Here is a 22616-nt window from a genome sequence, read left to right as displayed (position 1 = left end):
CAAACCAAGGGAAACAGTATGAAACTTAAATTGGTTGCAGCAAGTGTAGTAATTGCACTATCACTTGCTGGTTGTAATAGCACAACATCATCAAATAATGCACAAGCTACCACGTCAGTAAAAGCTGAAAACAAAGTATTTGCTCAAGATTACGTGCTAGAAGAGCTTGATAACGGTCTTCGCGTTATGGTGGTTAAAACAGATTACCCAGATGTAGTCTCACTGCAAATTCCAGTATCAGTAGGTTCACGTAACGAAGTTGAAGCTGGCAAAACTGGTTTTGCGCACTTCTTTGAACATATGATGTTTAAAGGCTCTGAGAAATTCCCGCAAGATGTTTACTCTGATATTCTTAAAAATTCAGGTGTAGATAACCGCGCTTACACCACAAACGATTACACCAACTACCACCTTAATTTTTCAAAGCAGCATTTAGAAACAGTGCTAGAAATTAAAGGTGATATTTTCCAAAACCTAAAATATTCAGAGTCGCAATTTAGAACAGAAGCGCTGACGGTTAAAGGTGAGTACCTTAAAAACAATGCAAATCCAATTCGTCAGCTATTAAGTGCAGTGCGTAATGAAGCGTTTGAAAAGCATACTTACAAACACACCACTATGGGCTTTTTTGAAGACATCGAAAAAATGCCAGATCAAATGGCCTACGGTGAAGAGTTCTTTAAAAAGTTTTATAAGCCAGAATATGTATCGCTCATTATTACCGGTGATGTAGACCCGAACGATACCATTGAACTGGTTAAAAAGCATTGGGGTAACTGGCAGCGTGGCGATTATGTTGCTGATATTCCAGTAGAGCCAAAGCAAACAGCGGCAAAATACCTTCATAAAGAAAGCGAAGGTTTACCAGGCCACTGGTTACTTGTTTCTTACAAAGGCCCTGCGTGGCAGCCAACGGAAAAAGACCGTGCTGCAGTAGATTTAATCTCGCAATTATATTTCTCAAATAACTCAGCGCTTTACCAAGAGTTAGTTGTTGAGAAACAGCTTGCTAGCCAAATGTTTACTTACAACCCAGAAACTAAAGATCCGGGTTTATTGCACGTATTTGTAAAGGTTGAAAAAGAAGAAGATTTAGCAAAAGCACGTGATGCGATTAATCGTACTTATGCAAAAGCGCGTACTGAGTTAGTTGATGCAGATAAGCTTGCTAACTTAAAGTCTAACCTAAAGTACAGCTTTGTTAATGGCTTAGATTCATCGCAAGCAATTGCGTCAACTCTTGCGAGCTACATGCATTTTGAACGTGATCCAGAAGTTATTAATCAGCTTTACGCGACGGCAGATAGCATTTCTGCAGAAGATATTCGTGAAATTGCCAATAAGTACTTTATTGATTCGGGCCGTACAACTGTGACTATGTCGGCACTTAAATCGGTAAAAGGTTTTGAGCAAGAGGTTGACTTAAACGGTGTTGTTGCAGAAATGAGCAAACCGCAAGGCGATGCAAAATTTTCTGTACTTGATATGCGTAGCAGCTCACCGTTAGTTGATGTAAACCTATTATTCTACACAGGTGCAGCAGCAGATCCTGAAGGTAAAAAAGGCCTTGCAGCAATCACTGCTAATATGATTGCACGCGGTGGCTCTGAGTCGCGCTCTTACAAAGAAATTCAAAAAGCGCTTTACCCAATTGCGGGTAGCTTCGGCGTACAAATTGATAAAGAAATGGTGTCATTCCGTGGCCGTGTTAATAAAGACAAGGTAGACGAGTGGTACAAAATTGTTAGTGACCAACTACTTAATCCAGGTTGGCGTGAAGACGACTTTAAACGTTTAAAGAAAGAGCAGCTAGATGGCATCAAAGCAGGCCTAAAAGCATCTAATGATGAAGAGCTTGGCAAAGAAGTGTTATACAGCAAGCTTTACCAAGGTCACGCTTACGAAAGTTACAACTATGGCGATATTTCTGATTTAGAAGCACTCACACTTGAAGATTTAAAAGCATTTTATAAAGCTGAATTTACGCAAGCTAAATTAAATGTCGGTATCTCAGGTGCCATGTCAGATGCAGCAAAAGCAAGACTGCTTAAAGACTTAAGCACGCTTCCTGAAGGCAGTGAAAAGCGCTTAACAGTTGCTGATGCGCCTAAGTTAGAAGGTCGTCATGCAACCATCGTAGAAAAACCAGCTAAATCAACAGCGGTTAGCTTTGGTTTCCCAATTGATACGATTCGTAGCGATAAAGATTGGGCGGCACTTTGGTTAATGCGTTCTTACTTTGGTGAACACCGTAACTCAAACAGCTTCTTGTATCAGCGTATTCGCCAAATTCGTGGTATGAACTATGGTGATTACGCGTATATTGAGTACTTCCCGCGTGGTATGTACCAAACTAAACCAGATGCTAACTTAGGTCGTTCTGAGCAAATTTTCCAAATTTGGTTGCGTCCACTACGCTCTAATAATGATGCACACTTTGCAACACGTGTTGCCCAGTACGAATTAGATAAGCTAATTGAAAATGGCATGAGCAAAGAAGATTTCGAATCAACTCGTAACTTCTTAACTAACTTTGTGCCGCAAATGGTTGCAAGCCAAGATCGCCAGCTAGGTTATGCACTTGATAGCAAGTTCTACAATACTGGTGAGTTTGTTGCGTATGTGCGTAAGCAGCTTGCGAGCTTAACTGTTGAAGATGTAAATCGTGTTATTCGTGACAACCTGCAAAATAAAAACATTCACTATGTATTTATTACCGGTGATGCAAAAGACATGAAAGCGCGTTTAGCAAACGAAACAGTTTCTCCGCTTAAATATAATGCTGAAAAACCAAAATCACTTACCGATGAAGATAAGGTAATTGAAAGCTACAAGCTAGCTATCGATAAAGCTAACATCGAAGTGATGGATGTAAAAAACGTATTTAAATAAACGTTTTTAACACGGTAAACAGCCCGCCAATTGGCGGGCTTTTTTATGCTTAATTTGAAATATTACAAACATAATCAAGTAATAAAAAGCGATAAGCGCACTTGCTTAACGTTGGCGTAATTACAAAAAGATGCTGGATAATTAAGCACTTCAATGAAATAATCACGTTGCTAAAATGAACACAAAACATAAAGGACTAAACAATGTTAAAAAAAATAGCGCTAATCGCAGTAGTAACCCTTTCACTCGCTGCATGTAAAACCATTCCTGTAACTGACTACAATCAACAAGTAAATGCGTCAAACATGACTAAAGAGTCAGTTGAAAAGGCAATTTTAAGCGGCTGCCAGCAGCGTCAGTGGGCATGTAAAGTTGAAAGCGATGGCGTCATTGCTGGTTTACTTAATTGGCGTGGTACGCAAGTTAAAGTAGGCATTCATTACGACGCAAAGACGTACACGATTAAGTACCGTGATTCACTTAACTTGAAATATGATGGTGATAGCATTCACAAAAAATACGGTAAGTGGGTAAATAACCTTATTCGTACAATTGATTCACAGCTGTTCACAATGTAATTAGCGTATGCTAGTTCATCAACTAGCATACTAGCGACTGCTAAATTAAGCGCACTCTACGGTAATTTCAAAATTTACCGAACGCGCTAAAAAGCACGCTTCATGAGCTTGGTGGTGTAACTCTGCCAAGCTTTTTTTATGTGTAATCGATTCATCTGCCAATATCACCTCGGGTTTTAACGTCACACCGGTAATACATAGTTTGCCATCATCGTTTTTAGCAAGTTTGCCAATTGCGTTATCGGTATAACGCTCAATCACAATGCCTTTATCGGCAGCAAAGTGCAGAAAAAACAACATATGACAACTTGCGAGCGAGGCAATAAAAGCTTCTTCAGGGTCAACAAACTCAGGGTTTGAAAAAGGCATCGGTACTATCATAGGAGAGGGCGATGCAGGCATTGAAAAACCGCCATCAAAATGCCACTGGTGAACACGGTTGTAACGCCCATCGGTAAACATCTCATCTGGCGCTTTTTGCCATTCAATTTGTGCACTGTGCTGCGACATCTTATTTCCTAATTTAAAACGGGTTTAAACTAATTTTGCTTGTTATCTGTTGTTAAAGAAAGTGATAATATTTTTAAGTGATATGAATTTAATTTGAATCATAAATGTCGATTAGCAGCCAATTACCCAATTTATACACCTTTGTTGTCGTCGCTGAACAGCTTAATTTTAGTCGGGCCAGTGATTTATTGCACCTTACGCCAAGTGCCGTAAGTCATCAAATGAAGCAGCTAGAAACGCATTTAGATGTAAAATTGTTTATTCGCCAATCAAAAGGTGTGGCACTTACCAGCGAAGCTAAACAGCTTTATAGCTCAGTTAAAAAAGCGTTTTCAGAAATAGAGTTTGGTATTGAGAAAGCGCAAGCACCGAAAGTTAAAAAGCTGGTTATAGCGGCGATCCCGAGTGTTGTTTCTTGTGTATTGGTGAATAAATTAGCCGAGCTGCAAACTTTGCTTCCTGACTATCAAATTCATTTTATTAGCCAGCACCAAATCGTTAATTTTGAGCAGCAAAATATAGACTGTCATGTTCATTTTGGTAACGGCAAATATGCGAATGCCATTGCAAAAAAACTGGCAGATGAAGTGGTTTATCCGGTATGCGCGTCAAATGTTTATGAAATGCAGCATGAATTACCTTTGATTCATTACGCTGCAGGAATGGAAGACAAGCCCGGTGGCATTAGTTGGCAACATTGGCAAAAGCATTTTCAACTACCCACAACACCAGCCCAATTTGTCTTTGATGAAGTGGGCCTTACATTAAATGCAGCTAAAAATGGTGTAGGTAAAGCACTCGCTTGGCATCAACTTGTAAAACCTTTAATTAAAGATAAGCAACTAAAACGCATTGGCGAAACGCAAATCACATTGCCATTTAGTTATTACTTTATCACACCTAAATGCCATACCCAGCGAGTTGAACTCTCGATTTTGTATCAATGGTTGCAAGCACAATTTACTAGCTAAAAAGGGTATTAGCTCGTCGTTAAGTTAACCTTTAGCTGCGTTTTTTGCTTTATTTTATAAATTGTTAGCCACGCGATTGTTAATAATAAAATCGGCAAGGTAACTAGGTTTAATGTTTGCCAACCTACGGTGGCTTCTAACCAACCTGCACTTAATGCAGAGAGGGTTACCATGCTAAACACTAAAAATTCATTGGTGGCTTGGGCTTTAGCGCGCTCTTGCGGTAGGTAAGTTTGGCTCACCATTTGCGTCGCGCTAATAAACATAAAATTCCAACCGACACCCAATAAAAAGAGCGCAGCTAAAAAGTGCCAATGGCTTAAGCCAAGTAGGTTCACAAAGCAGCAAAGGGCGATTAAAACAATACCCGCATACATCATGGTGACCTGGCCAAATCGCTCTATTAATTTACCACTGAAAAATGACGGTAAAAACATGCCCAATACGTGCCATTCAATCACCAGTGCTGACTGTGCTAAGTCAAAGCCATGGCGATGCATCGCCAGTGGTGTTGCTGTCATCAATAAGTTCATCACCGTGTAACTCACCATGGCAATAAACACTGCAGTCATAAACTTAGGCGCGCTAATAATGGTTTTTAATGGTCTGCTTTCACCATTATTTTGGCTATGTGAAACCTCATTAAATTTAACGAGCTGTAGTAGCATTAGCGCAATTGAATATAAAAATGCGAGTGCAATAAATGCATTAGCATAATTGAGCGTAGGGTAGTGATGGTTTACCCAAACAGCTAAATTAGGGCCGAGTATCGCGGCTACAACACCACTTGCCATCACTGTAGAGATTGCCACAGCAGGTTTGTCACTGGCTTCAATTGCTGCAAAACGATACAGCGTAGCAAAGCCAATACCAATCCCAATTAAAAAAGTAGCGAAGCTAAATAACCAAAACTGGCTTGCCAATAAACTAAAAAAGCCAAGCACGGCGCCGCTAATGCCAATGCTATTGCCTAAACTAAAGCCCAGCTTTCGACCCGTTTTAGCCATAATCAGCGACGCAGGAATCGTAGTAACTAGTAGCCCCAACATTTGCATGGCAACGGGAAAAGTAATAAATGTGGTACTCGGGCTTAGCGCTTTTCCAACAAGGGCTGAGATGGTCACAAGCAAAATATTACCGGTTGTGATAAGTCCTTGGCAAAAGGCTAAAAGTACAACATTTTTGTTCATATTTAGAGGCTGCGTTTGGTTATGAAGGGGACTATTTCTAGCACACATTTATCTAAAGGCAAATAAATCAGTCTAACAACTTATCTTTAATTACTTACTCAAGTTAACAAAAAGCGTTAAACTCGTTTAAAATTAAGCTATACAGCTAAAAGTAGTTAAAGTGATTGGTGTTGTTATGCGTCATACAATTTGGCAAGAATTACGTAAAGAAGCAGAAGCCTTAGTAAGAAAAGAGCCGTTATTGGCAAGTCACGTTTATTCGTGTGTACTTAACCATGAGTGTTTAGGGTCTGCATTAAGCTTTATTGTCGCTAATAAATTATCTGATGCGGTAGTTTCAGCTTTCACTTTCCGCGAGTTATTCGACCAAGCATTTGTTAATTGCGACACCATGCTTGATAACGTTGCGCACGATATTAAAGCGGTGCGTGATCGCGACCCTGCGGTTGATAACTACCTAACCGTGCTATTGAATCTAAAAGGCTTTCAGTCAATTCAAGTACATCGCTTAGCACATTGCCTATGGCGCCAAGACCGAAAAGAGCTCGCGCAATTTATTCAAAGCCGCAACTCAGAAGTGTTTGGTGTTGATATTCACCCTGCATGTAAAGTGGGTAAAGGCATTATGTTTGACCACGCAACTGGCATTGTAGTGGGCGAAACCGCCGTTATTGAAGATAACGTATCGATTCTGCAAGGGGTTACGTTAGGTGGTACAGGTAATGAACAAGGCGATCGTCACCCGAAAATCCGCCACGGCGTATTAATAGGTGCGGGAGCAAAAGTACTAGGTAACATTGATGTTGGTGAAGATGCGAAAATTGGCGCGGGTTCAGTCGTAATTGCCGATGTTGATGCGCATACTACTGTCGTTGGTGTGCCAGCTAAAGTGGTTGGCAAAACCACGTCAGGTTGCCCTGCAGAAACTATGGATCAGTGTTTTGTTGCTGATATGTCTGAAGAGGCTGGTTGTTCACTGTCGAGTGCTGCACTGTAATATTGCTGCTCTAACTGTTTAATTACTCCATTTTCGGCCAGTGCTTTCACTGCGTTAGCGAATGCGCTGGCAACGCTTCCTTTATTTACCAAATAAGGTACGTTGTTGACCGACACAGCTTGCTCTGGCAAGTAGTTTGGGTTGAGCGACGATTCATAGTGCTTCGACTTTCTTGAAAACCCAAAATGCATTGGTTTTGCTAAATAACAGCAGTCGTGAATTTTAATCTGTGCATTTGGCTGCTGCGCTAGGTAATAATCAATCGACGCTTTGTTGTAAATAAAAAAGTCAGCCTGCTTTTTTTCAATTACTTTGATTGCATCGGCAATACCTAAATCTTGCCCGTATCGCACCATTATATCTCGCTCTTCAATGGCCGACTTTCTGCCACCATAGGGCTTTAACAGTACTTTGTTTTCCAGTTGTTTTAAATTATCTATCTTGGCAACATTTCGGTGTGTGATCACCACGCTATGACTGGTGAGGCCATTTTCGAAAAAGTGAGTAAATTCGCTACGCGTCTGATTAAAGCCATAACCGGGATAAAAGTCGATGGCACCTTCGTTAAGCAGTTTAATAATGCGTTTTTTTGGCGCGCGCTTTATGACTAACTTACAGTTAATATTTTGTGCAGCTCGTTGATATATGGCTTTGTACAGCCCTTGATTGGTTGGCATTGCGGCGATAAGTGGTAATCGTGCACTTGTGCGATAACCCATGGTTATTTCACAGCTAAACGCCGGTAGGCAAATAGTCATCAACACAATGAAAAAGGATATGCGATACATCAGGTTACACCAATCGATAACACTTATAGTTTTAATCAAAACACACTTATTGATAAGACTCAAACAACTTCGATAATTTCATATTCAGTTGCTTGCCAGTCAAAGCTAACAATATCGTCAATGGATTGCTTTAGTAGCTTTTTAGCTATGGGGGCACTTGGTGTAACAATTTGAATATCAACATTATTTAGAGTGACTTTATTACCACCTGCAACGGCTAAAATATAAACCCATAACACACTTTCATCGTCACAATTTTCGAGCTTAATTAAATGGCCTAGTTGTATTTTCTGATTGCTAATTGGCTCTATCGATTCTTTAAGTACTTGAATTTCTTGTCTAAGCGCTTCAATGCGTTTACTTTGCCCTTCAGCTAAATAAGCCATCTCGATGCCGAGGCTGTCGTATTGGGTTTCGGCCTTACTTTGCTCGTGAGTGGCATCTTGATGTGCGTGTTTTGCCGATTGCACTGCAACCGCCAAGCTCGCTTCAAGCTGCTCAATAAGAGCGTGTTTGATAAGTGATTTATTGATCATCGTTAGCACTCACATGTGAGACTTTACTGGTAACAGTGCCATCGGCAAATTGTGTGACAATGTTGTCGCCTTCAGTAATTTGAGAGACAGAGGTGACCACGCTAGAATCTTTTTGCGTCATTGAGTAGCCCCGCGCTAATACCGCAAGCGGGCTGGTGGCATTGAGTTTTGCCGCTAATACCGCAAGTTGTTTTTCTGCAGACTCTAATTGCTTTGCTTGACTGCTTTGAAGCCTGCTAACCAGATTATGCAACTGTTGCTGCGCGTGACTTAATCGCTTTTCGGGAGTGGCTTTTTCGAGTCTATTTTGCAATGTATGTTGCGCATATTTTGCTTGCTCTAATTTTCGTTGAATACTGTTGAGTAAGCGTATTTCAAGCTCGTCTCGTAACTGAGACTGCTGATTTAATTGGTTACTAGGGTGGTAACGCAGCAAACGCTGTTCTAATACTTGGTAGCTGTGAGCCGCATTTTGCAGGCGCTTTGCCATAAAGTGGTGCAATCGATTTTGTAGCACATCGATGTTTTGCACTAAGTGATTTTTATCTGGACTGACAATTTCGGCCGCTTGCGATGGTGTTGCCGCACGCAAATCTGCAACATAATCTGAAATAGTGGTATCAATTTCATGACCAACAGCACTTACTACAGGCAGCTGAGACGCGAAAATAGCGCGCGCGAGCATTTCGTGGTTAAAGCACCATAAATCTTCCATTGAGCCGCCGCCGCGTCCAAGAATAATGACATCCACTTCATTGCGCTGATTAGCAAGCTGTAATTGTTCAATAAGTTGTAGATGCGCTTCATTTCCTTGCACCAATGCTGGGTAAATTACTACCTCTAGTTGCGGCGCGCGCTTTTCCAGTACGGTGAGAATATCTTTAATTGCAGCGCCAGTAGGTGAGGTAATAACCCCTAAACGGCGAATATTATTGGGCAAGGGCTTTTTAAATTCACTGGCAAATAAGCCTTCGCCAGCAAGTTGCATTTTAAGCGCGTCAAACTGTTGTTTTAACTGACCTTCACCTGCAGGCTCGATGTGCTCAACAATAAGCTGATAATCGCCGCGAGGTTCATAAAGTGATACGCGAGCACGCACCAGTACTTGGTCGCCATTTTTTGGTTTAAATGTGGCACTTCTATTATTACCGCGCCACATAGCTGCGCGAATTTGTGCGTTATCGTCTTTTAAACTGAAATACCAATGGCCTGAACTCGGCGAAATAAAATTAGATATTTCACCTGTGAGTTGCAATGAAAAGAAATTTTGTTCGAGTAAGTAGCGTATCTCTTTATTGAGCAAGGAAACGGTATAAACTTTTTGTATCTGATTTTGCAACATAACAGTATGATTTAGCGCTGAATGGAAAATATTCTACCACAAAACATTAAATTTTATTTTACTAGAATGAAATTCGCTGATAAAATCCACCCGCAACTCCCTACACCCACAGATATCATGAGAAGTTGCAAATGCTTAGGATCGCTAAAGAAGCTTTAACCTTTGATGACGTACTATTAGTACCAGGCCACTCAACTGTATTACCACATACAGCTAACCTTAAAACTCGTCTAACGAAAACAATTGAACTAAATCTGCCAATCGTTTCTGCATCTATGGATACAGTTACTGAAGCGCGTTTAGCGATTGCGTTAGCGCAAGAAGGTGGTCTTGGTTTCATTCACAAGAACATGACAATTGCAGAGCAAGCTGCCAATGTACGTAAAGTTAAAACGTATGAGGCGGGCATTGTTTCTCACCCAGTTACTGTTACTGCAGACCTGACAATTGCCGGTGCACTTCAATTAGCACACGATAAAGGTTTCTCAGGTTTCCCTGTTGTTGATGCTGAAAACAACCTAGTTGGTATTGTTACAAGCCGCGATATGCGTTTTGAAACAAAACTAGACCAACCTGTTTCAACAGTAATGACTAAGAAAGAGCAGCTGGTAACAGTAAAAGAAGGCGCAGATCGTGAAACGATTTTAGGCCTAATGCACGAGCACCGTATCGAAAAAATCTTAGTTGTTAATGATGACTTTAAACTTAAAGGCATGATTACTGTTAAGGATTACCAAAAAGCACAAGATAAACCAAATGCATGTAAAGACGAACAAGGTCGTTTACGTGTAGGTGCGGCTGTTGGTGTTGGCGCAGGCACAGATGAGCGTATTGCTGCGTTAGTTGAAGCGGGTGTTGATATTCTGCTTATCGATACTTCTCACGGTCACTCACAAGGTGTTATCGACCGCGTAAAAGCAACCCGTGAAGCATTCCCAGATTTACAAATCGTTGCAGGTAACGTAGCAACAGCTGAAGGCGCAGTAGCTCTTGCTGATGCTGGTGCAAACGCTGTTAAAGTAGGTATTGGTCCAGGTTCAATTTGTACTACGCGAATCGTAACAGGTTGTGGTGTGCCACAAATTACTGCAATTTCAGATGCCGTTGAAGGCTTAAAAGGCCGTGATATTCCGGTTATTGCTGATGGTGGTATTCGTTTCTCTGGTGATATTGCGAAAGCACTTGTTGCGGGGGCATCACTGGTGATGGTTGGTTCTATGCTAGCTGGTACGGAAGAAGCACCAGGTGAAGTTGAGCTTTATCAAGGCCGTTACTACAAATCTTACCGTGGTATGGGTAGCTTAGGTGCAATGAACCAAAAAGAAGGTTCATCTGACCGTTACTTCCAAGATGCTAAATCAGAAGAGAAGCTGGTTCCAGAAGGTATCGAAGGTCGCGTAGCGTATAAAGGTCCTATTGCTAACATTATTCACCAACAGGTTGGTGGTATTCGCAGCGCTATGGGTCTTACTGGCTGTGCAACAATTGAAGAGCTTAACACTAAGCCGCAATTTGTACGTGTTACCGCTGCAGGTATGGGTGAATCGCACGTTCACGATGTACAAATCACAAAAGAAGCTCCTAACTACCGTTTAGGTTAATTCGCGCTTTTATTTATCGATAAGGCTAGCTTTTTGCTAGCCTTAGTTAATTGTATCCCGATTGAAATTGCCGTTTTCAATCGAGTTGTTGGATTTTTAGAAAGAGACAACTAATGAGCAAAAATATTCATGATTCTCGCGTACTGATTTTAGATTTCGGTTCGCAATACACTCAGCTTATCGCCCGCCGCATCCGTGAAATCGGTGTTTACTGTGAACTATGGGCATGGGATGTAACCGAAGAGCAAATTCGCGAATTTAACCCGCAAGGTATTATTTTATCGGGTGGCCCTGAGTCAACGACCGAAGAAAATAGCCCACGTGCTCCAGAGTATGTATTTAATGCTGGCGTACCGGTACTTGGTATTTGTTACGGCATGCAAACAATGGCAATGCAACTTGGTGGTCAAGTACACAGCTCAGATAAAAAAGAGTTTGGTTACGCGAAAGTTGAAAAAGTAGGTAACTGTGCGCTATTTGATGCAATTGAAGATCACATCGAAGATGGCATTGGCAAACTTGACGTTTGGATGAGCCATGGCGACAAGGTTATTGAAATTCCTGAAACGTTTTTAACATCAGCTAAAACAGATACTTGCCCACATGCAGCTATGTCTTGGGAAGAGAAAAAATTCTATGGTGTACAATTCCACCCAGAAGTAACTCACACGCACCAAGGTTTACGTTTATTAGAGCGTTTCGTAATTGATATTTGTGGCTGTGAAAAATTATGGACACCAGCATCAATTATTGAAGATGCGGTTGCGCGTATTAAAGAAAAAGTAGGCGATGACGAAGTTATTCTTGGCCTATCAGGTGGTGTTGATTCATCAGTTGTGGCGATGCTTATTCACCGTGCAATTGGTGATAAACTCACTTGTGTATTTGTTGATAACGGTTTACTTCGTTTAAATGAAGGTCAGCAAGTAATGGATATGTTTGGCGATAAATTTGGCCTTAACATTATCAAAGTAGACGCTGAAGACCGTTTCTTAGCGAACCTTGCAGGAATTGATGAGCCAGAAGCTAAGCGCAAGTCAATTGGCCACACGTTCATTGAAGTATTCGATGAAGAAGCTGGCAAACGTCAAAATGCTAAATGGTTAGCGCAAGGTACAATTTACCCAGACGTAATTGAATCTGCGGCATCAGCTACGGGTAAAGCGCACGTAATCAAATCTCACCATAACGTAGGTGGTTTACCTGAAGATATGGAAATGGGCCTTGTTGAGCCACTGCGTGAACTATTTAAAGACGAAGTACGTAAAATTGGTCTTGAATTGGGTCTGCCATACGACATGCTTTACCGTCACCCATTCCCAGGTCCAGGCTTAGGTGTTCGTGTTCTTGGTGAAATTAAGAAAGAATACTGTGACTTACTACGTCGTGCTGACGCGATCTTTATTGAAGAGCTACACAAAGCGGATCTTTACCATAAAGTGTCACAAGCATTCACGGTTTTCCTACCGGTTAAGTCTGTAGGTGTAATGGGTGATGCGCGTAAATATGATTGGGTTGTATCACTTCGTTGTGTTGAAACAATCGACTTTATGACAGCGCGTTGGTCACACTTACCGTATGATTTCTTAGGTTTAGTATCAAACCGTATTATCAATGAAATCGATGGTATTTCGCGCGTGGTTTACGATATTTCTGGTAAGCCGCCAGCGACGATTGAGTGGGAATAATCCTACTTAGTTTGAGATATAAAAATGCCAGCTAGTAGCTGGCATTTTTTATGTTTTAGAATAATTCGACGTCATCAGCGGAAGGGTGTTCTTGGCTATCTTCATCGAGAATATTGCCGTAATAGACACATTGGTTTCGCCCGCTATTTTTTGCTACATAAAGCGCTTTGTCGGCGTTCTCAATCACCGAAATAGGGAAGTCGTAAGGACTCATTCTCGAAAAGCCAATACTCAATGTTAACTGTTCGACAAATGGAAATTTGTTGTCTCGCACATATTGCTGAAATTCTGCCAGTTTTGCTGTGATATGCTCAAGTGTTGTCGGTTCAAATACTACGACAAACTCTTCACCACCAAAGCGGAAAATTAAATCGCTGGAGCGGAAAAAGAGCTGCATTTTTTGCGCAAGCGTCAACAGTACTTCATCACCGCATACATGTCCGTAGGTATCATTAACTTGTTTAAAGTGGTCAATATCAAGAATAGCTAGCCAAGATGACTCGTCATAACGTTTGTTACGGTTGCCCTGTAATTGTGGCGTATTATGCGAGTGTAGCTGGTCTTCCAGCAGTTGTTTTATCTTGCGTTCAAACGTTTGTCTGTTGAGTAAGCCGGTTAATTTATCGCGTTCACTTTCGTTAAGAATGGTTAAGTAGTTTTCATAAATGCGACAGAGCGCATTTAGCGTGACTTGCTCACTGGAGCTAAGGTGTTTAGCAACAATATACACAGCGCCTGATACTTGGTCGTCAATCACGACGGGGATCCAGCGTGTTTCGTTGCCTGATTTGTCTTGCAAGCTGATTGTGCAGGCAGACTCAAGGCAGCATTGCAGCTCTTTTGTTGGCTCTTCAATAATCTCGCGTGAACGCCAGTGAATTTTTCCCTGTTCGTCACATAACAAGGAGGCACTCGACTCTATGCCCTTGCCATTAAAACGTGAAAGGTCTTTGTAAAGTGCAGCTTCTGTTGGTTGCAGAAATTCACTAATTGTCGACAATAAGCTTAATTCGAGTGAGTCTACATCGCGGTGTCGTGTAATTTTTACGACCGAGTTTAAGAGATCTTTTTGCAAAATTACCTCTGCTCCAGACTCCGTTCTGTATTTTTTTCATAATTAATTATTAATTTTCGAACAAATATAATTATTGGTCAATCGTAAAATTTGATTTTGCTGTTATTTTAAGCATCCAAACTGAATTATGTTATTTTTTTCTTTACCTTTAGCAAAGAGTCCTTATAATGCGACGTCATTGCAGGGGCGTAGTTCCAATTGGTAGAACAGCGGTCTCCAAAACCGACGGTTACGGGTTCGAGTCCTGTCGCCCCTGCCACTTCTTTTATTACCTTCTTACTTTCTAAATTTATAATCTTTTTGTCATTATGGTTACAAACTGGTTAGCTACAATTTTTGATATAGAATTGCTTCAGCTCAAACAAAGCGACAATTTAATCCAGCAAAACAACGCTCAGTTACAAATTGACCTTAATTTGATGCTAGAATCAGCCGGATTTAAGCTAGTGTTTACTGATCTTAATGTGCCTTTTGAAATAAGCGCAGGATTAGTAAAAGTAAATAATTTGGGATTAACCGGCGAACAAAAAAAAGCATTGTGGCACACGTTATGGCAACAGATTTAATCGTAAAATTAGACCAAACCTATTTGCAGAATTTAATGGCTATTGAACAGCAATGCCATGCTTTTCCTATGTCTGAAAAACTAATGGCATCGTGTTTGTTGGGGCGTTACAGCGCGTATGGATACTTTGATAATAATGCTCTGAAAGGCTTTTACATTTTAGAGCAAGTAGGCCCTGATTATACCCTGATGGATATTTGTGTTAACCCTGAATATCAAGGTAAAGGGCTTGCTAAAGCTATGCTTACTCATTTGTTGGGTGTTGTAAAAGCGGCAAATGGCGAGAATGTATTTTTAGAAGTGCGACAGTCGAATCTAGCCGCTATTCATCTTTACACTGCATTTGATTTTGTTGAAACAGGTGTGCGTAAAAATTACTATCCGAGCGAGTTTGGTCGTGAAGACGCGATATTAATGGCGCTTAGTTTTTAGTTATAAAAACAGCTGCTTCATTAATTCATCTAGATAACGAATCATTATTTTGGGTTAAGCATTCCCCTTACAACGCTATACCTAACCACATATTTAGCTAGCCCTAATCTTCCTCTTTTAGATTAAGAATAAATATAATTGCTTGCTCAAGTTTGAGAATATGATAATCAAGGCCATCTTCATTATGGTCGCGAATACAAGATTCTAATTCCGCGGCGGCATCACTAATATGATTAAAGCCAAAACAACCCGCGCTGCCTTTGATGCTGTGGGCTAATGCGAGTAATTCATTGAGATCTTGTTGCTCATTTAAATGAGCGATTTGTTCTAATAAATTAGGTAGTTTAGCTTTGTAATTGCTACTGATTTGTTTAAAACGCTCGCCTTGGAATAACTCTTCCCAGTTTTGCTGACTGCTGCGATCAAGTGCCAAAAATTGTTGTAATGTTTGTTCAAGCTGTGATTTATCAATTGGCTTTGCAAGCGCCTTGTTACACCCTGCTTCTAGGTAAGCGTCAACATCGTTTTTCATTACGTTTGCCGTTAGCGCAACAATTGGCCCATCAAAGGCTGCATTACGCAGCATTTCCGTCGCTTCTAAGCCACCCATTACCGGCATTTGCATATCCATTAGGATGAGGTCGTAATCATTGGTTAATGCTTGCTCTACTGCTTCTGCGCCATTATTGGCAAAGTCAGGTGAGATGCCCCATTGACTGAGCAATAAGCGGATCAGGTCTTGGTTGTCTTTATTATCTTCCGCGACCAAAATGTTTCCTTCAAATTGCTGGGCATGGGTTGTGTCTTCTTCTTTTAACATTGCTTGAGCTGAATCGGCGCTGTTAATCATGGTAATTTGTTGATTTTGATTGTTTGTTGCCACGATTATTTCAAAGGTACTGCCTTCGCTTAGCTTGCTGTTTACAGTGATATCGCCACCCAATATCTGTGCTAAGTTTTTAGCGATACATAAACCTAGCCCTGTACCACCAAACTTACGAGTAGTACTGATGTCGGCTTGCTCAAATGGTTTAAAGGCGCGTTCTTGTTCTTGTTGTGACATACCGATACCACTATCAATCACGGTAAAGATTAGTTTCTCAGTTGAAGGTGAATAACGAACGTTTAATGCCACTTCGCCTTTTTCGGTAAACTTAACGGCGTTGCTACAAATATTGAGCAGTATTTGTTTAAGACGCGTTTCATCGCTATGAATAATGCTTGGTAACGGGTATTCGATATTTAGGCTTAAAGTAAGCTTCTTATCCGTCGCCATTGGCTCAATCACGCTTTTAATATCGTTAATAAACGGAATAAGCTCCAATGCACGTGTTTCAACTTCGAGTTTATCGGCTTCAATTTTAGAAAGGTCGAGAATGTTATTAATAAGCTCAAGCAAGTGCTTAGAGTTGCGCAATACGGTACTTAAATACTTGGCTTTTTTGTTATTTGATTCTTGCGTTAAGATGGTTTCGGTAAAGCCCATAATTGCCGTAAGTGGCGTGCGAATTTCATGGCTCATATTGGCAAGGAAACGGCTTTTCAAATGGTTAGCTTGCTCAGCTTCAATTATTGCTTTTTCGAGCTTTTTGTTAATTTTTGCGATGGCTTGAGTACGCGTAACAACTTTTTCTTCTAAGTGCTCACGGTAGTCGAGTAATTCATTTTGGTATTGCTTAATTTGATTAACCATATGGTTAAAATCTTGAAATAACATACCTAATTCGTCACTGCGGTCGATTGGTAGTTTGACGTTGAGGTTACCGTCTCCCACTTTGTGGCTAGCTTCGGCAAGTGACTCAATCGGCTTTAAAAGCATGCGACGTACAACTAAGAAAATAATGCCAGGTAAAAATACCGCAGTCGCAAGAATTAATAATGCGGTGTACATGGTTATGGTTTTACCTGCTTTATAGAGAGACTCCTTATTTAGCGCGGTCACAAAGTATAAATCATTGCCCATTGAATGCGCTAAGATCATACGCTTCTCATCAGCTAACGTACGCAGTGCCACTTGACTAAAAAGGCCAGTATTGGCTGTTTTTTTCAGTAATTGCAGCTCAAATTCAGATACATAGCGGTTATTAATATCAACTTGATTGCAGAATAGGATTTTACCTGAACTATCCATAATGAAATTGACCGTGTCAGAAAAGTAGTTATTGGCAACACTTTTCGCAATTTCACTGTTATTGATATGAAAAATTAAATATCCCAAGACTTTGGGTGAGTCGAGCGTAAATCGTGAATCAAATAAGCGATAGGTTAGGTAAATCGAGGTGTTGTCGTTCTCTGTAACGAAAAACAAATTTTGTTGTTTGCGGCTATTTTTCAGCTGTTCGCTAAACGGGTAACTTTCCCGTGTTTCAAGCACCGCTTTGGGATAGTAACTTAGTACTTCGCCTTGCGGGTTAATTACACCAATGCTGAGTATATGAGAAAATGAATCGACGTAGTTACCAAATTCATCCACCAGTGCCGAGACTAATTGTGTTCGCTGTTTTGATGGACGATTGCGCTCATCGTAACTGTAAATTAAATACTGGCTGAGGTCGGGCGAGGCGGAAAGTAACTCAATAATGGAACTGTATAGCTGTGTGTAATTTTGGCTTTTTGATACTTGCTGTTCGACAAAGCGTGTAACAATTGCTTCGGCTTGTTTTTCAGAAGAACTGGTAACGTTGGAAAGGGAGAACACCCCTTGAATTGCCATAGGAATAATCACAAGGGGAGTAATATACCACAGCAGTCTTACACTCAACTTGTTGTTATTCATCGTTTTCCATTTTTCAGCAAAAGTTCTTCTATAATCTAGCATATTTTTGTACTAGTATAAGAATATAATTACAATCAGTACAATAATTTGCATGTATGTTGCATTGTCGTTTTGGAATACGATAGCTTATCGAAAAGGAGTATCAAATAAGCATTATGTGTAAGTGTTACTGCAAGATGATAGTCGAACAGTGTTGCTAAACTCAGTTAATAAGTTAAAACGGCTATTCGTACTATCGTTAGTGCTTTTCAGCGTATCAACATTTTGCATGGCCAGTGAATTGCCGGCAAATTTGCAGGTTGTATTACTTTCCAAGTTAATGCCATATGAAAAGGCATTGTCAGTTAAGCCTAAGCTTTCTATTTTTGTTATTAATGACCAAGCAGTGTTCCAGGCGTTTAATTTACTAAAGGCCAAACAGCGCAACGAGCAGCTAGGTGATATTAAGTTTGGTAACACACTGCCAAACAAAGCTTACGATATTATTTACCTTGATAGCCAAGTAAATTTAAGTGATGCACTTATTTATAGTTTGAAGTTTAATAGCTTGCTGGTGACTAATGAAATTGATTTGGTAAAGCAGGGCATTACATTGGGGCTAAGTGTTAAAAATGGCCGCCCAATGTTCTTTCTTAATAAAAAGAGCAGTGATGCAACAGGACTTAGCTGGGATAAAACTGTGCTCGATATTGCAACGCTTTATAACTAACCGCTATTAGGTTAAACAATTAACCCTTTTATTTCACACGCCTCTTAATAAGTACTAACGTGCTTAACTACCTTTTCAATTTCATTTAAATAGTCGATTAAAAGCTTACCAATACTTGTAACGCTAGGGTGCGTCCCATTTGCGGGTGATAGGCTGGTGTGAAACCCTGAGGATCGGCATTTCGCTCAATATCATACTCATTAATGTCGCTGGCGCCATCTTGCCTACCAACCAAGGTGTATTTTTTATCAAATAGGTTTTTAACAATGAGTTGTGGTGTAAGGTTTATGCCCGAAATTGTTAAATTTGGTGCTGATAGCACTAAGTTATATAGCGATAAACTAGGTGCATGCTTATCAAAATAAGCGTTACTGGTTGGTGCATTGCGATTGATTAGGTGATTTGCGCGTAAGTCAATTGTAAGGTTTGGCATAACGCGGTAATTAATGCCCCAATTAATTTTGTGATCTGTGGTGTGATTAAGCGCATTCGCTGTTAAATCTTGGTCGCCATCGGAGTAATGATAATTAAAGTACGCCGATATACTTTGATTGTAGGTATAACTCGTATCTAACGTGATGCCCCAATAGTCGCTGTGTTTTGCGTTTTCATAGCTCACTGTTCTGCTAGTGTCGTAGCGGAAATTATTATTCTCATCACTAATATCTAGCCTAATACGGTTATCTTCTTGGCTGTAGTAGAATGCTGTCTTTATATCTAACTGGTGTTTTTGCTGTTCGTAAAAATAATGGCTAACAAGCTCAGTGGTTCTGACTTGTTCTGGTTTTAGGTTTGGATTGCCACGAAACTCATCATTGAGCTCAAAAATACTTGGCTCGCGGAAGGCTTGTCCATAGAGCAGTTTAAACACTAAGCTCTGGCTGGCGTTATAGTTAATTGCAGCTCTTGGGTTCGTTGTTCCGCCGTAGGCATCACTGTGGTCATAGCGCATTCCTAAGGTGTAATTTAGACGATCATTTAGGTAGCCTTGGGCTTCTACATACACCGCTTGTTCATCAACATGCTCAAGAGGGTATTCGCTGTATACATTGAGTCCTAATCCAGCCTCTGCCGCTAACCAATCAGATGATGTTGAAGCTTGTTGACCTATTTGATAATCGCCGAGCGAAACCACTTGGCCCATTTTCTTTGAGCGCATTAAGCGATAACCAATTTGCCAGTCTATATCGTATAGCTTTGAGATATTGAGTTGTTGTTCAAATGCGCGTTGCTCACTCACGCTATGATAACTTTTTATTAAATCTACAAAGCGATAGCTGTACTTAAAGCCGGTATCGGGTTTTTGTTCGTTTTCTCTTTGCCATATCCGCGTTTGCAATATCAGCTCGGGCGAATATTGATAGTCAAAATCTAAGTAATAGTGCTGTGCGCTTTGGTGCTTTTTATACGATGCATCGCGTGTTTGGTATTCAAAACCTGTTACATAGCTGCCGAGACCTTGTTCCTGCTGCCAAGTATTAAAGCCTACCTTAATGAGTTGAATGCCACGCTTATACTGATGTGGATTTTGCCAAACTAGTTTACCTCTTAATGCTGAATCATCGCTTTGGTTATTAAATCCCGCGCCTTGATATTGGTTAGCAAATGGGTGTGGCGTATTTGTGGTGTAGCCGTTGGCGTTATAACTCTGTAGTTGATAATTCGGAAATAAATGATTGGCAAAGTAGCCTGCAGGGTCGTAGCTTTCAAGCCCTGAATCTCCATCGCGTTTAAAATAACGACCAGCAAGTTGCAAGCGCAATTCTGAAAGTTGATGGTTAAGCATAAACTGCGCAGACTGTGTGCCGTGCTCTCCGGCAAGTAAGCTCATGCGCTGCCCTGATGTGTTTGCGGCACTTTTTGTAATAAAGTGAACAACGCCCGAATACGCATTGGCACCATAACTTGCAGAGCCTGGGCCTTGTACTATTTCAATGCGTTCAATATCAGCGAGAATTTGCTGATTGCCCCAAGGCTGCGACCAATTAAATGCGATATGGTTTTGTACAATGCCGTCAATCATAATGAGCAATTGCACATTACCTGGGGTGCCACCGATCCCACGATTGATACTGTGGCTAGTGTATTCCCCAGCACCATCATAGTGATTGCTAAAATCAAAACCGGGTACATCACGTAAGATATCAATCAGGTTTTGGTATCCACGTTGCTTTATTTGCTCTGCGGTGACTATTTTAATATTTGCGGGGGCATCAAGAAGTGAGCGCTTTTTGCGGCTAGCAGTTTGCACTTGCACATTGAGCAAGTCTTTTAAGCTAAGTGCTTGTAGAGATTCTAAATCGTAATCAATAGCGTCAGCATGATTTGCTTGAGCTGAAATAGCTAAAAGTATCGCAACACTGAGAAAATTAATTCGGCTCGCCATAGCTGTTACACATTCAATATCGAATATTATTAGATTTATAGGTCAACGATAGCACAGTTTAGTTGCAATAGGTATTTATGCTAAAAGCCTATGGCAGTGGTTGTAAACAACTCGACACATAGGCTTAAGGTTGGCAGTAATAAAGAAATTACTTACTAATATCTGGGTTATTTAATTGCCAGTAAGCGGGCTCTAAGTTCTGTTTCTTGCTTAGCGCAATCACGTAACTGCGCCGCGATATCGCTAAGTGGTACAGGTGTCTTACTGCGGCAGTGATTAACAGCAAGCGACGCAAGGTTACGCCAGTTATCACCGATTTCAGTTGCCATTTGCGATGCTTCAAACATTGCTTGATTGTTTGTATAGTTTGCAGCTTCATCTAAAAAGCTGGCAAACATAAAGCGAAAACCAGCGCCACCTGTGCCGATTTCTTCTTGCATTCGTACAATATGCGCCAAGAATAAATGACGGCATTTCTTTGGTTTGCGATCGAGTCTTTCAATATCTTTCGCTAACTTTTCCATACCTTGGGTGCCAAACAAGTTAATGCCCGGAACTGGTAAACCAGCCATCATTTTTGCTGTTTTCTTTATGCCAGAATAAATATGTGGTGTTAAATCGACTTCTTTTGGCACATTATCAACCCAATACATTAAGCCTTTTGGTGCAAGTGCACCTTTACTAAAGCGTGCTTTTTCTAAATCACGTTTAGGGCAGGTTACAGTATGTTCAAAAACAGGGTCACTAATTTGGTAGTGATCGTTAGCATCAATTCCGTAAACCATTAAATTGTGTGCGTTAAAGTGAAAGCGCATTTCATCAGGGAAGTAGGGCAGCCAATAAACTGAGGTTTGTAAACCAACTACTTTGCCTTCGGCTAAAACCTCATCTAGTTTTGCCATACCTTTGTCAGCACTTGAGAATTTTTCTCGGTGCAAGGTAATGCCAAGCTTTTTAGTCACTGTATTAATAATGGTTTTTGGTGGCATGCGATAAGCAATCAGTGGCATACCGGCTACTTTAACGAATGGCAAATAGGCAAAGCTCATTGCCGATGAAATACCAAACGCCATTGGCTCAGAAATGTTGAAGCCATTGGTTGATAGCATATTTGATACAACGCCACTTTCGCAATGTGAAGATTGGTTATGCACTAGGTTGTTTAAAACTGGCGTCATGTTGCTCTGGTATTTCCTTTAATTGTTGTTCGGTAATGGCAAGTGCCTCGCAGTAACGGGCGAGGGCTTTGGCTGAAAGTGTGTTAAATACGCGCGGCTTAAAATGGCGTTTTATTTGCCACTGAAAAAAGCCCGTAACTTGAGATAGGGATAACACATCGTGACGTGCGCAAAGCATATGGTACTTAAGTGCAGAAACCTTGCCTTGCTGGACCTCGGCTAACGTATCTTCGGCTTGTTGATTAAGATCGTCAACAGCATACTGGGTGGCAAATGATTCGACATCCCAGCCAGACGACTTTACACCGGCATAATGACCCGTTTCATCAACGGCATATACCAGCTTTGATTGCCCTTGGTAAATTTTTGAATTGTCCTGAGGGACTTGATCTTTTTTCACCG

18 protein-coding genes and 1 tRNA gene are annotated in these 22616 nt (G+C 40.8%); 9 read left to right on the top strand and 10 right to left on the bottom strand.

The annotated features are described in order from the left end of the window. Positions 1 to 18: 18 nt before the first annotated feature. Positions 19 to 2892, top strand: a complete 2874-nt coding sequence (locus PSPO_RS11195) for a M16 family metallopeptidase (protein WP_010561863.1) — start codon at positions 19 to 21, stop codon at positions 2890 to 2892. Between the two features lie 203 nt (positions 2893 to 3095). Continuing rightward, the gene (locus PSPO_RS11190) at positions 3096 to 3470 is read left to right on the top strand and encodes a hypothetical protein (protein ID WP_010561862.1); all 375 of its coding nucleotides are present in this window, start codon (positions 3096 to 3098) and stop codon (positions 3468 to 3470) included. A gap of 45 nt (positions 3471 to 3515) precedes the next feature. Here PSPO_RS11190 and PSPO_RS11185 read toward each other — a convergent pair whose 3' ends face one another. After that, the gene (locus PSPO_RS11185; protein ID WP_010561861.1) at positions 3516 to 3980 is read right to left on the bottom strand and encodes an OsmC family protein; all 465 of its coding nucleotides are present in this window, start codon (positions 3978 to 3980) and stop codon (positions 3516 to 3518) included. A gap of 104 nt (positions 3981 to 4084) precedes the next feature. Here PSPO_RS11185 and PSPO_RS11180 point away from each other — a divergent pair, with 104 nt between their 5' ends. Continuing rightward, entirely contained in the window at positions 4085 to 4951 is an 867-nt protein-coding gene (locus tag PSPO_RS11180; RefSeq protein ID WP_010561860.1) for a LysR family transcriptional regulator, read from the top strand. Positions 4952 to 4959: 8 nt separating this feature from the next. Here PSPO_RS11180 and PSPO_RS11175 read toward each other — a convergent pair whose 3' ends face one another. Then, a complete protein-coding gene (locus PSPO_RS11175) occupies positions 4960 to 6141 on the bottom strand; it encodes an MFS transporter (RefSeq protein ID WP_010561859.1) in 1182 nt (393 codons plus the stop codon). Between the two features lie 175 nt (positions 6142 to 6316). Here PSPO_RS11175 and cysE point away from each other — a divergent pair, with 175 nt between their 5' ends. Further along, on the top strand, positions 6317 to 7138 hold the full coding sequence (gene cysE / locus PSPO_RS11170; RefSeq protein ID WP_040641403.1) for a serine O-acetyltransferase: 822 nt from the start codon (positions 6317 to 6319) through the stop codon (positions 7136 to 7138). On the opposite strand, the gene PSPO_RS11165 is transcribed toward cysE, so the two are convergent. Genes PSPO_RS11165 through xseA form a run of 3 tightly spaced genes read right to left on the bottom strand, consistent with a single transcriptional unit; the run spans position 7075 to position 9804 of the window. After that, positions 7075 to 7926: a substrate-binding periplasmic protein gene (locus tag PSPO_RS11165; protein WP_084616520.1), complete on the bottom strand. Its 852-nt coding sequence runs from the start codon at positions 7924 to 7926 to the stop codon at positions 7075 to 7077. The two genes, cysE and PSPO_RS11165, sit on opposite strands and share 64 nt — an antisense overlap. Before the next feature lie 59 nt (positions 7927 to 7985). Further along, positions 7986 to 8462, bottom strand: a complete 477-nt coding sequence (locus PSPO_RS11160; RefSeq protein ID WP_010561856.1) for a hypothetical protein — start codon at positions 8460 to 8462, stop codon at positions 7986 to 7988. Beyond that, positions 8452 to 9804, bottom strand: coding sequence for an exodeoxyribonuclease VII large subunit (gene xseA, locus PSPO_RS11155; protein ID WP_010561855.1), 1353 nt, complete (start codon positions 9802 to 9804; stop codon positions 8452 to 8454). Before xseA ends, PSPO_RS11160 begins: the two co-directional genes overlap by 11 nt. Positions 9805 to 9935: 131 nt before the next feature. Between xseA and guaB the strand changes: the two genes are divergently transcribed. Both guaB and guaA read left to right on the top strand, forming a co-directional pair. Continuing rightward, the gene (guaB, locus tag PSPO_RS11150) at positions 9936 to 11405 is read left to right on the top strand and encodes an IMP dehydrogenase (protein WP_010561854.1); all 1470 of its coding nucleotides are present in this window, start codon (positions 9936 to 9938) and stop codon (positions 11403 to 11405) included. Positions 11406 to 11518: 113 nt separating this feature from the next. Continuing rightward, positions 11519 to 13093, top strand: a complete 1575-nt coding sequence (gene guaA / locus PSPO_RS11145; protein WP_010561853.1) for a glutamine-hydrolyzing GMP synthase — start codon at positions 11519 to 11521, stop codon at positions 13091 to 13093. A 55-nt stretch (positions 13094 to 13148) separates the two neighbouring features. Here the strand turns inward: guaA and PSPO_RS11140 are convergent, their stop codons facing one another. Next, positions 13149 to 14168 (bottom strand): GGDEF domain-containing protein, encoded by a 1020-nt coding sequence (locus tag PSPO_RS11140; RefSeq protein WP_010561852.1) that lies wholly within the window; start codon positions 14166 to 14168, stop codon positions 13149 to 13151. A gap of 182 nt (positions 14169 to 14350) precedes the next feature. Here PSPO_RS11140 and PSPO_RS11135 point away from each other — a divergent pair. Together PSPO_RS11135 and rimI are read left to right on the top strand one after the other, a co-directional pair. Further along, positions 14351 to 14427: transfer RNA gene (locus PSPO_RS11135), tRNA-Trp, on the top strand. 291 nt (positions 14428 to 14718) lie between these two features. Next, positions 14719 to 15165 carry a ribosomal protein S18-alanine N-acetyltransferase gene (rimI, locus tag PSPO_RS11125; RefSeq protein ID WP_010561850.1) on the top strand — a complete coding sequence of 149 codons (447 nt, stop codon included), beginning with the start codon at positions 14719 to 14721 and terminating at the stop codon, positions 15163 to 15165. Positions 15166 to 15268: 103 nt separating this feature from the next. Here rimI and PSPO_RS11120 read toward each other — a convergent pair whose 3' ends face one another. Then, positions 15269 to 17941: a hybrid sensor histidine kinase/response regulator gene (locus PSPO_RS11120; RefSeq protein WP_010561849.1), complete on the bottom strand. Its 2673-nt coding sequence runs from the start codon at positions 17939 to 17941 to the stop codon at positions 15269 to 15271. Positions 17942 to 18104: 163 nt separating this feature from the next. On the opposite strand from PSPO_RS11120, the gene PSPO_RS11115 reads away from it, so the two are divergent. Beyond that, a complete protein-coding gene (locus PSPO_RS11115) occupies positions 18105 to 18650 on the top strand; it encodes a YfiR/HmsC family protein (RefSeq protein WP_010561848.1) in 546 nt (181 codons plus the stop codon). Positions 18651 to 18747: 97 nt separating this feature from the next. Here PSPO_RS11115 and PSPO_RS11110 read toward each other — a convergent pair whose 3' ends face one another. The 3 genes from PSPO_RS11110 to PSPO_RS11100 all read right to left on the bottom strand — a co-directional run bounded on the left by PSPO_RS11110 (position 18748) and on the right by PSPO_RS11100 (position 22614). Next, entirely contained in the window at positions 18748 to 21036 is a 2289-nt protein-coding gene (locus tag PSPO_RS11110) for a TonB-dependent receptor plug domain-containing protein (protein WP_010561847.1), read from the bottom strand. Between the two features lie 167 nt (positions 21037 to 21203). Beyond that, a complete protein-coding gene (gene darH / locus PSPO_RS11105; RefSeq protein ID WP_010561846.1) occupies positions 21204 to 22214 on the bottom strand; it encodes a BtrH-related acyltransferase DarH in 1011 nt (336 codons plus the stop codon). Beyond that, on the bottom strand, positions 22183 to 22614 hold the full coding sequence (locus PSPO_RS11100; RefSeq protein WP_010561845.1) for a DarG family dialkylresorcinol biosynthesis protein: 432 nt from the start codon (positions 22612 to 22614) through the stop codon (positions 22183 to 22185). Before PSPO_RS11100 ends, darH begins: the two co-directional genes overlap by 32 nt. Between the last annotated feature and the right edge of the window lie 2 nt (positions 22615 to 22616).

This window comes from Pseudoalteromonas spongiae UST010723-006 (assembly GCF_000238255.3).
GTDB classification, from domain to species: Bacteria; Pseudomonadota; Gammaproteobacteria; order Enterobacterales; family Alteromonadaceae; genus Pseudoalteromonas; species Pseudoalteromonas spongiae.
This window is presented reverse-complemented; position numbering and strand designations above follow the sequence as displayed.

Coding starts and splice junctions, on each gene's coding strand:
- PSPO_RS11195 (WP_010561863.1), top strand. CDS start 19: ATGAAACTTAAATTGGTTGCAGCAAGTGTAGTAATTGCACTATCACTT.
- PSPO_RS11190 (WP_010561862.1), top strand. CDS start 3,096: ATGTTAAAAAAAATAGCGCTAATCGCAGTAGTAACCCTTTCACTCGCT.
- PSPO_RS11185 (WP_010561861.1), bottom strand. CDS start 3,980: ATGTCGCAGCACAGTGCACAAATTGAATGGCAAAAAGCGCCAGATGAG.
- PSPO_RS11180 (WP_010561860.1), top strand. CDS start 4,085: ATGTCGATTAGCAGCCAATTACCCAATTTATACACCTTTGTTGTCGTC.
- PSPO_RS11175 (WP_010561859.1), bottom strand. CDS start 6,141: ATGAACAAAAATGTTGTACTTTTAGCCTTTTGCCAAGGACTTATCACA.
- cysE (WP_040641403.1), top strand. CDS start 6,317: ATGCGTCATACAATTTGGCAAGAATTACGTAAAGAAGCAGAAGCCTTA.
- PSPO_RS11165 (WP_084616520.1), bottom strand. CDS start 7,926: ATGTATCGCATATCCTTTTTCATTGTGTTGATGACTATTTGCCTACCG.
- PSPO_RS11160 (WP_010561856.1), bottom strand. CDS start 8,462: ATGATCAATAAATCACTTATCAAACACGCTCTTATTGAGCAGCTTGAA.
- xseA (WP_010561855.1), bottom strand. CDS start 9,804: ATGTTGCAAAATCAGATACAAAAAGTTTATACCGTTTCCTTGCTCAAT.
- guaB (WP_010561854.1), top strand. CDS start 9,936: ATGCTTAGGATCGCTAAAGAAGCTTTAACCTTTGATGACGTACTATTA.
- guaA (WP_010561853.1), top strand. CDS start 11,519: ATGAGCAAAAATATTCATGATTCTCGCGTACTGATTTTAGATTTCGGT.
- rimI (WP_010561850.1), top strand. CDS start 14,719: ATGGCAACAGATTTAATCGTAAAATTAGACCAAACCTATTTGCAGAAT.
- PSPO_RS11120 (WP_010561849.1), bottom strand. CDS start 17,941: ATGAATAACAACAAGTTGAGTGTAAGACTGCTGTGGTATATTACTCCC.
- PSPO_RS11110 (WP_010561847.1), bottom strand. CDS start 21,036: ATGGCGAGCCGAATTAATTTTCTCAGTGTTGCGATACTTTTAGCTATT.
- darH (WP_010561846.1), bottom strand. CDS start 22,214: ATGACGCCAGTTTTAAACAACCTAGTGCATAACCAATCTTCACATTGC.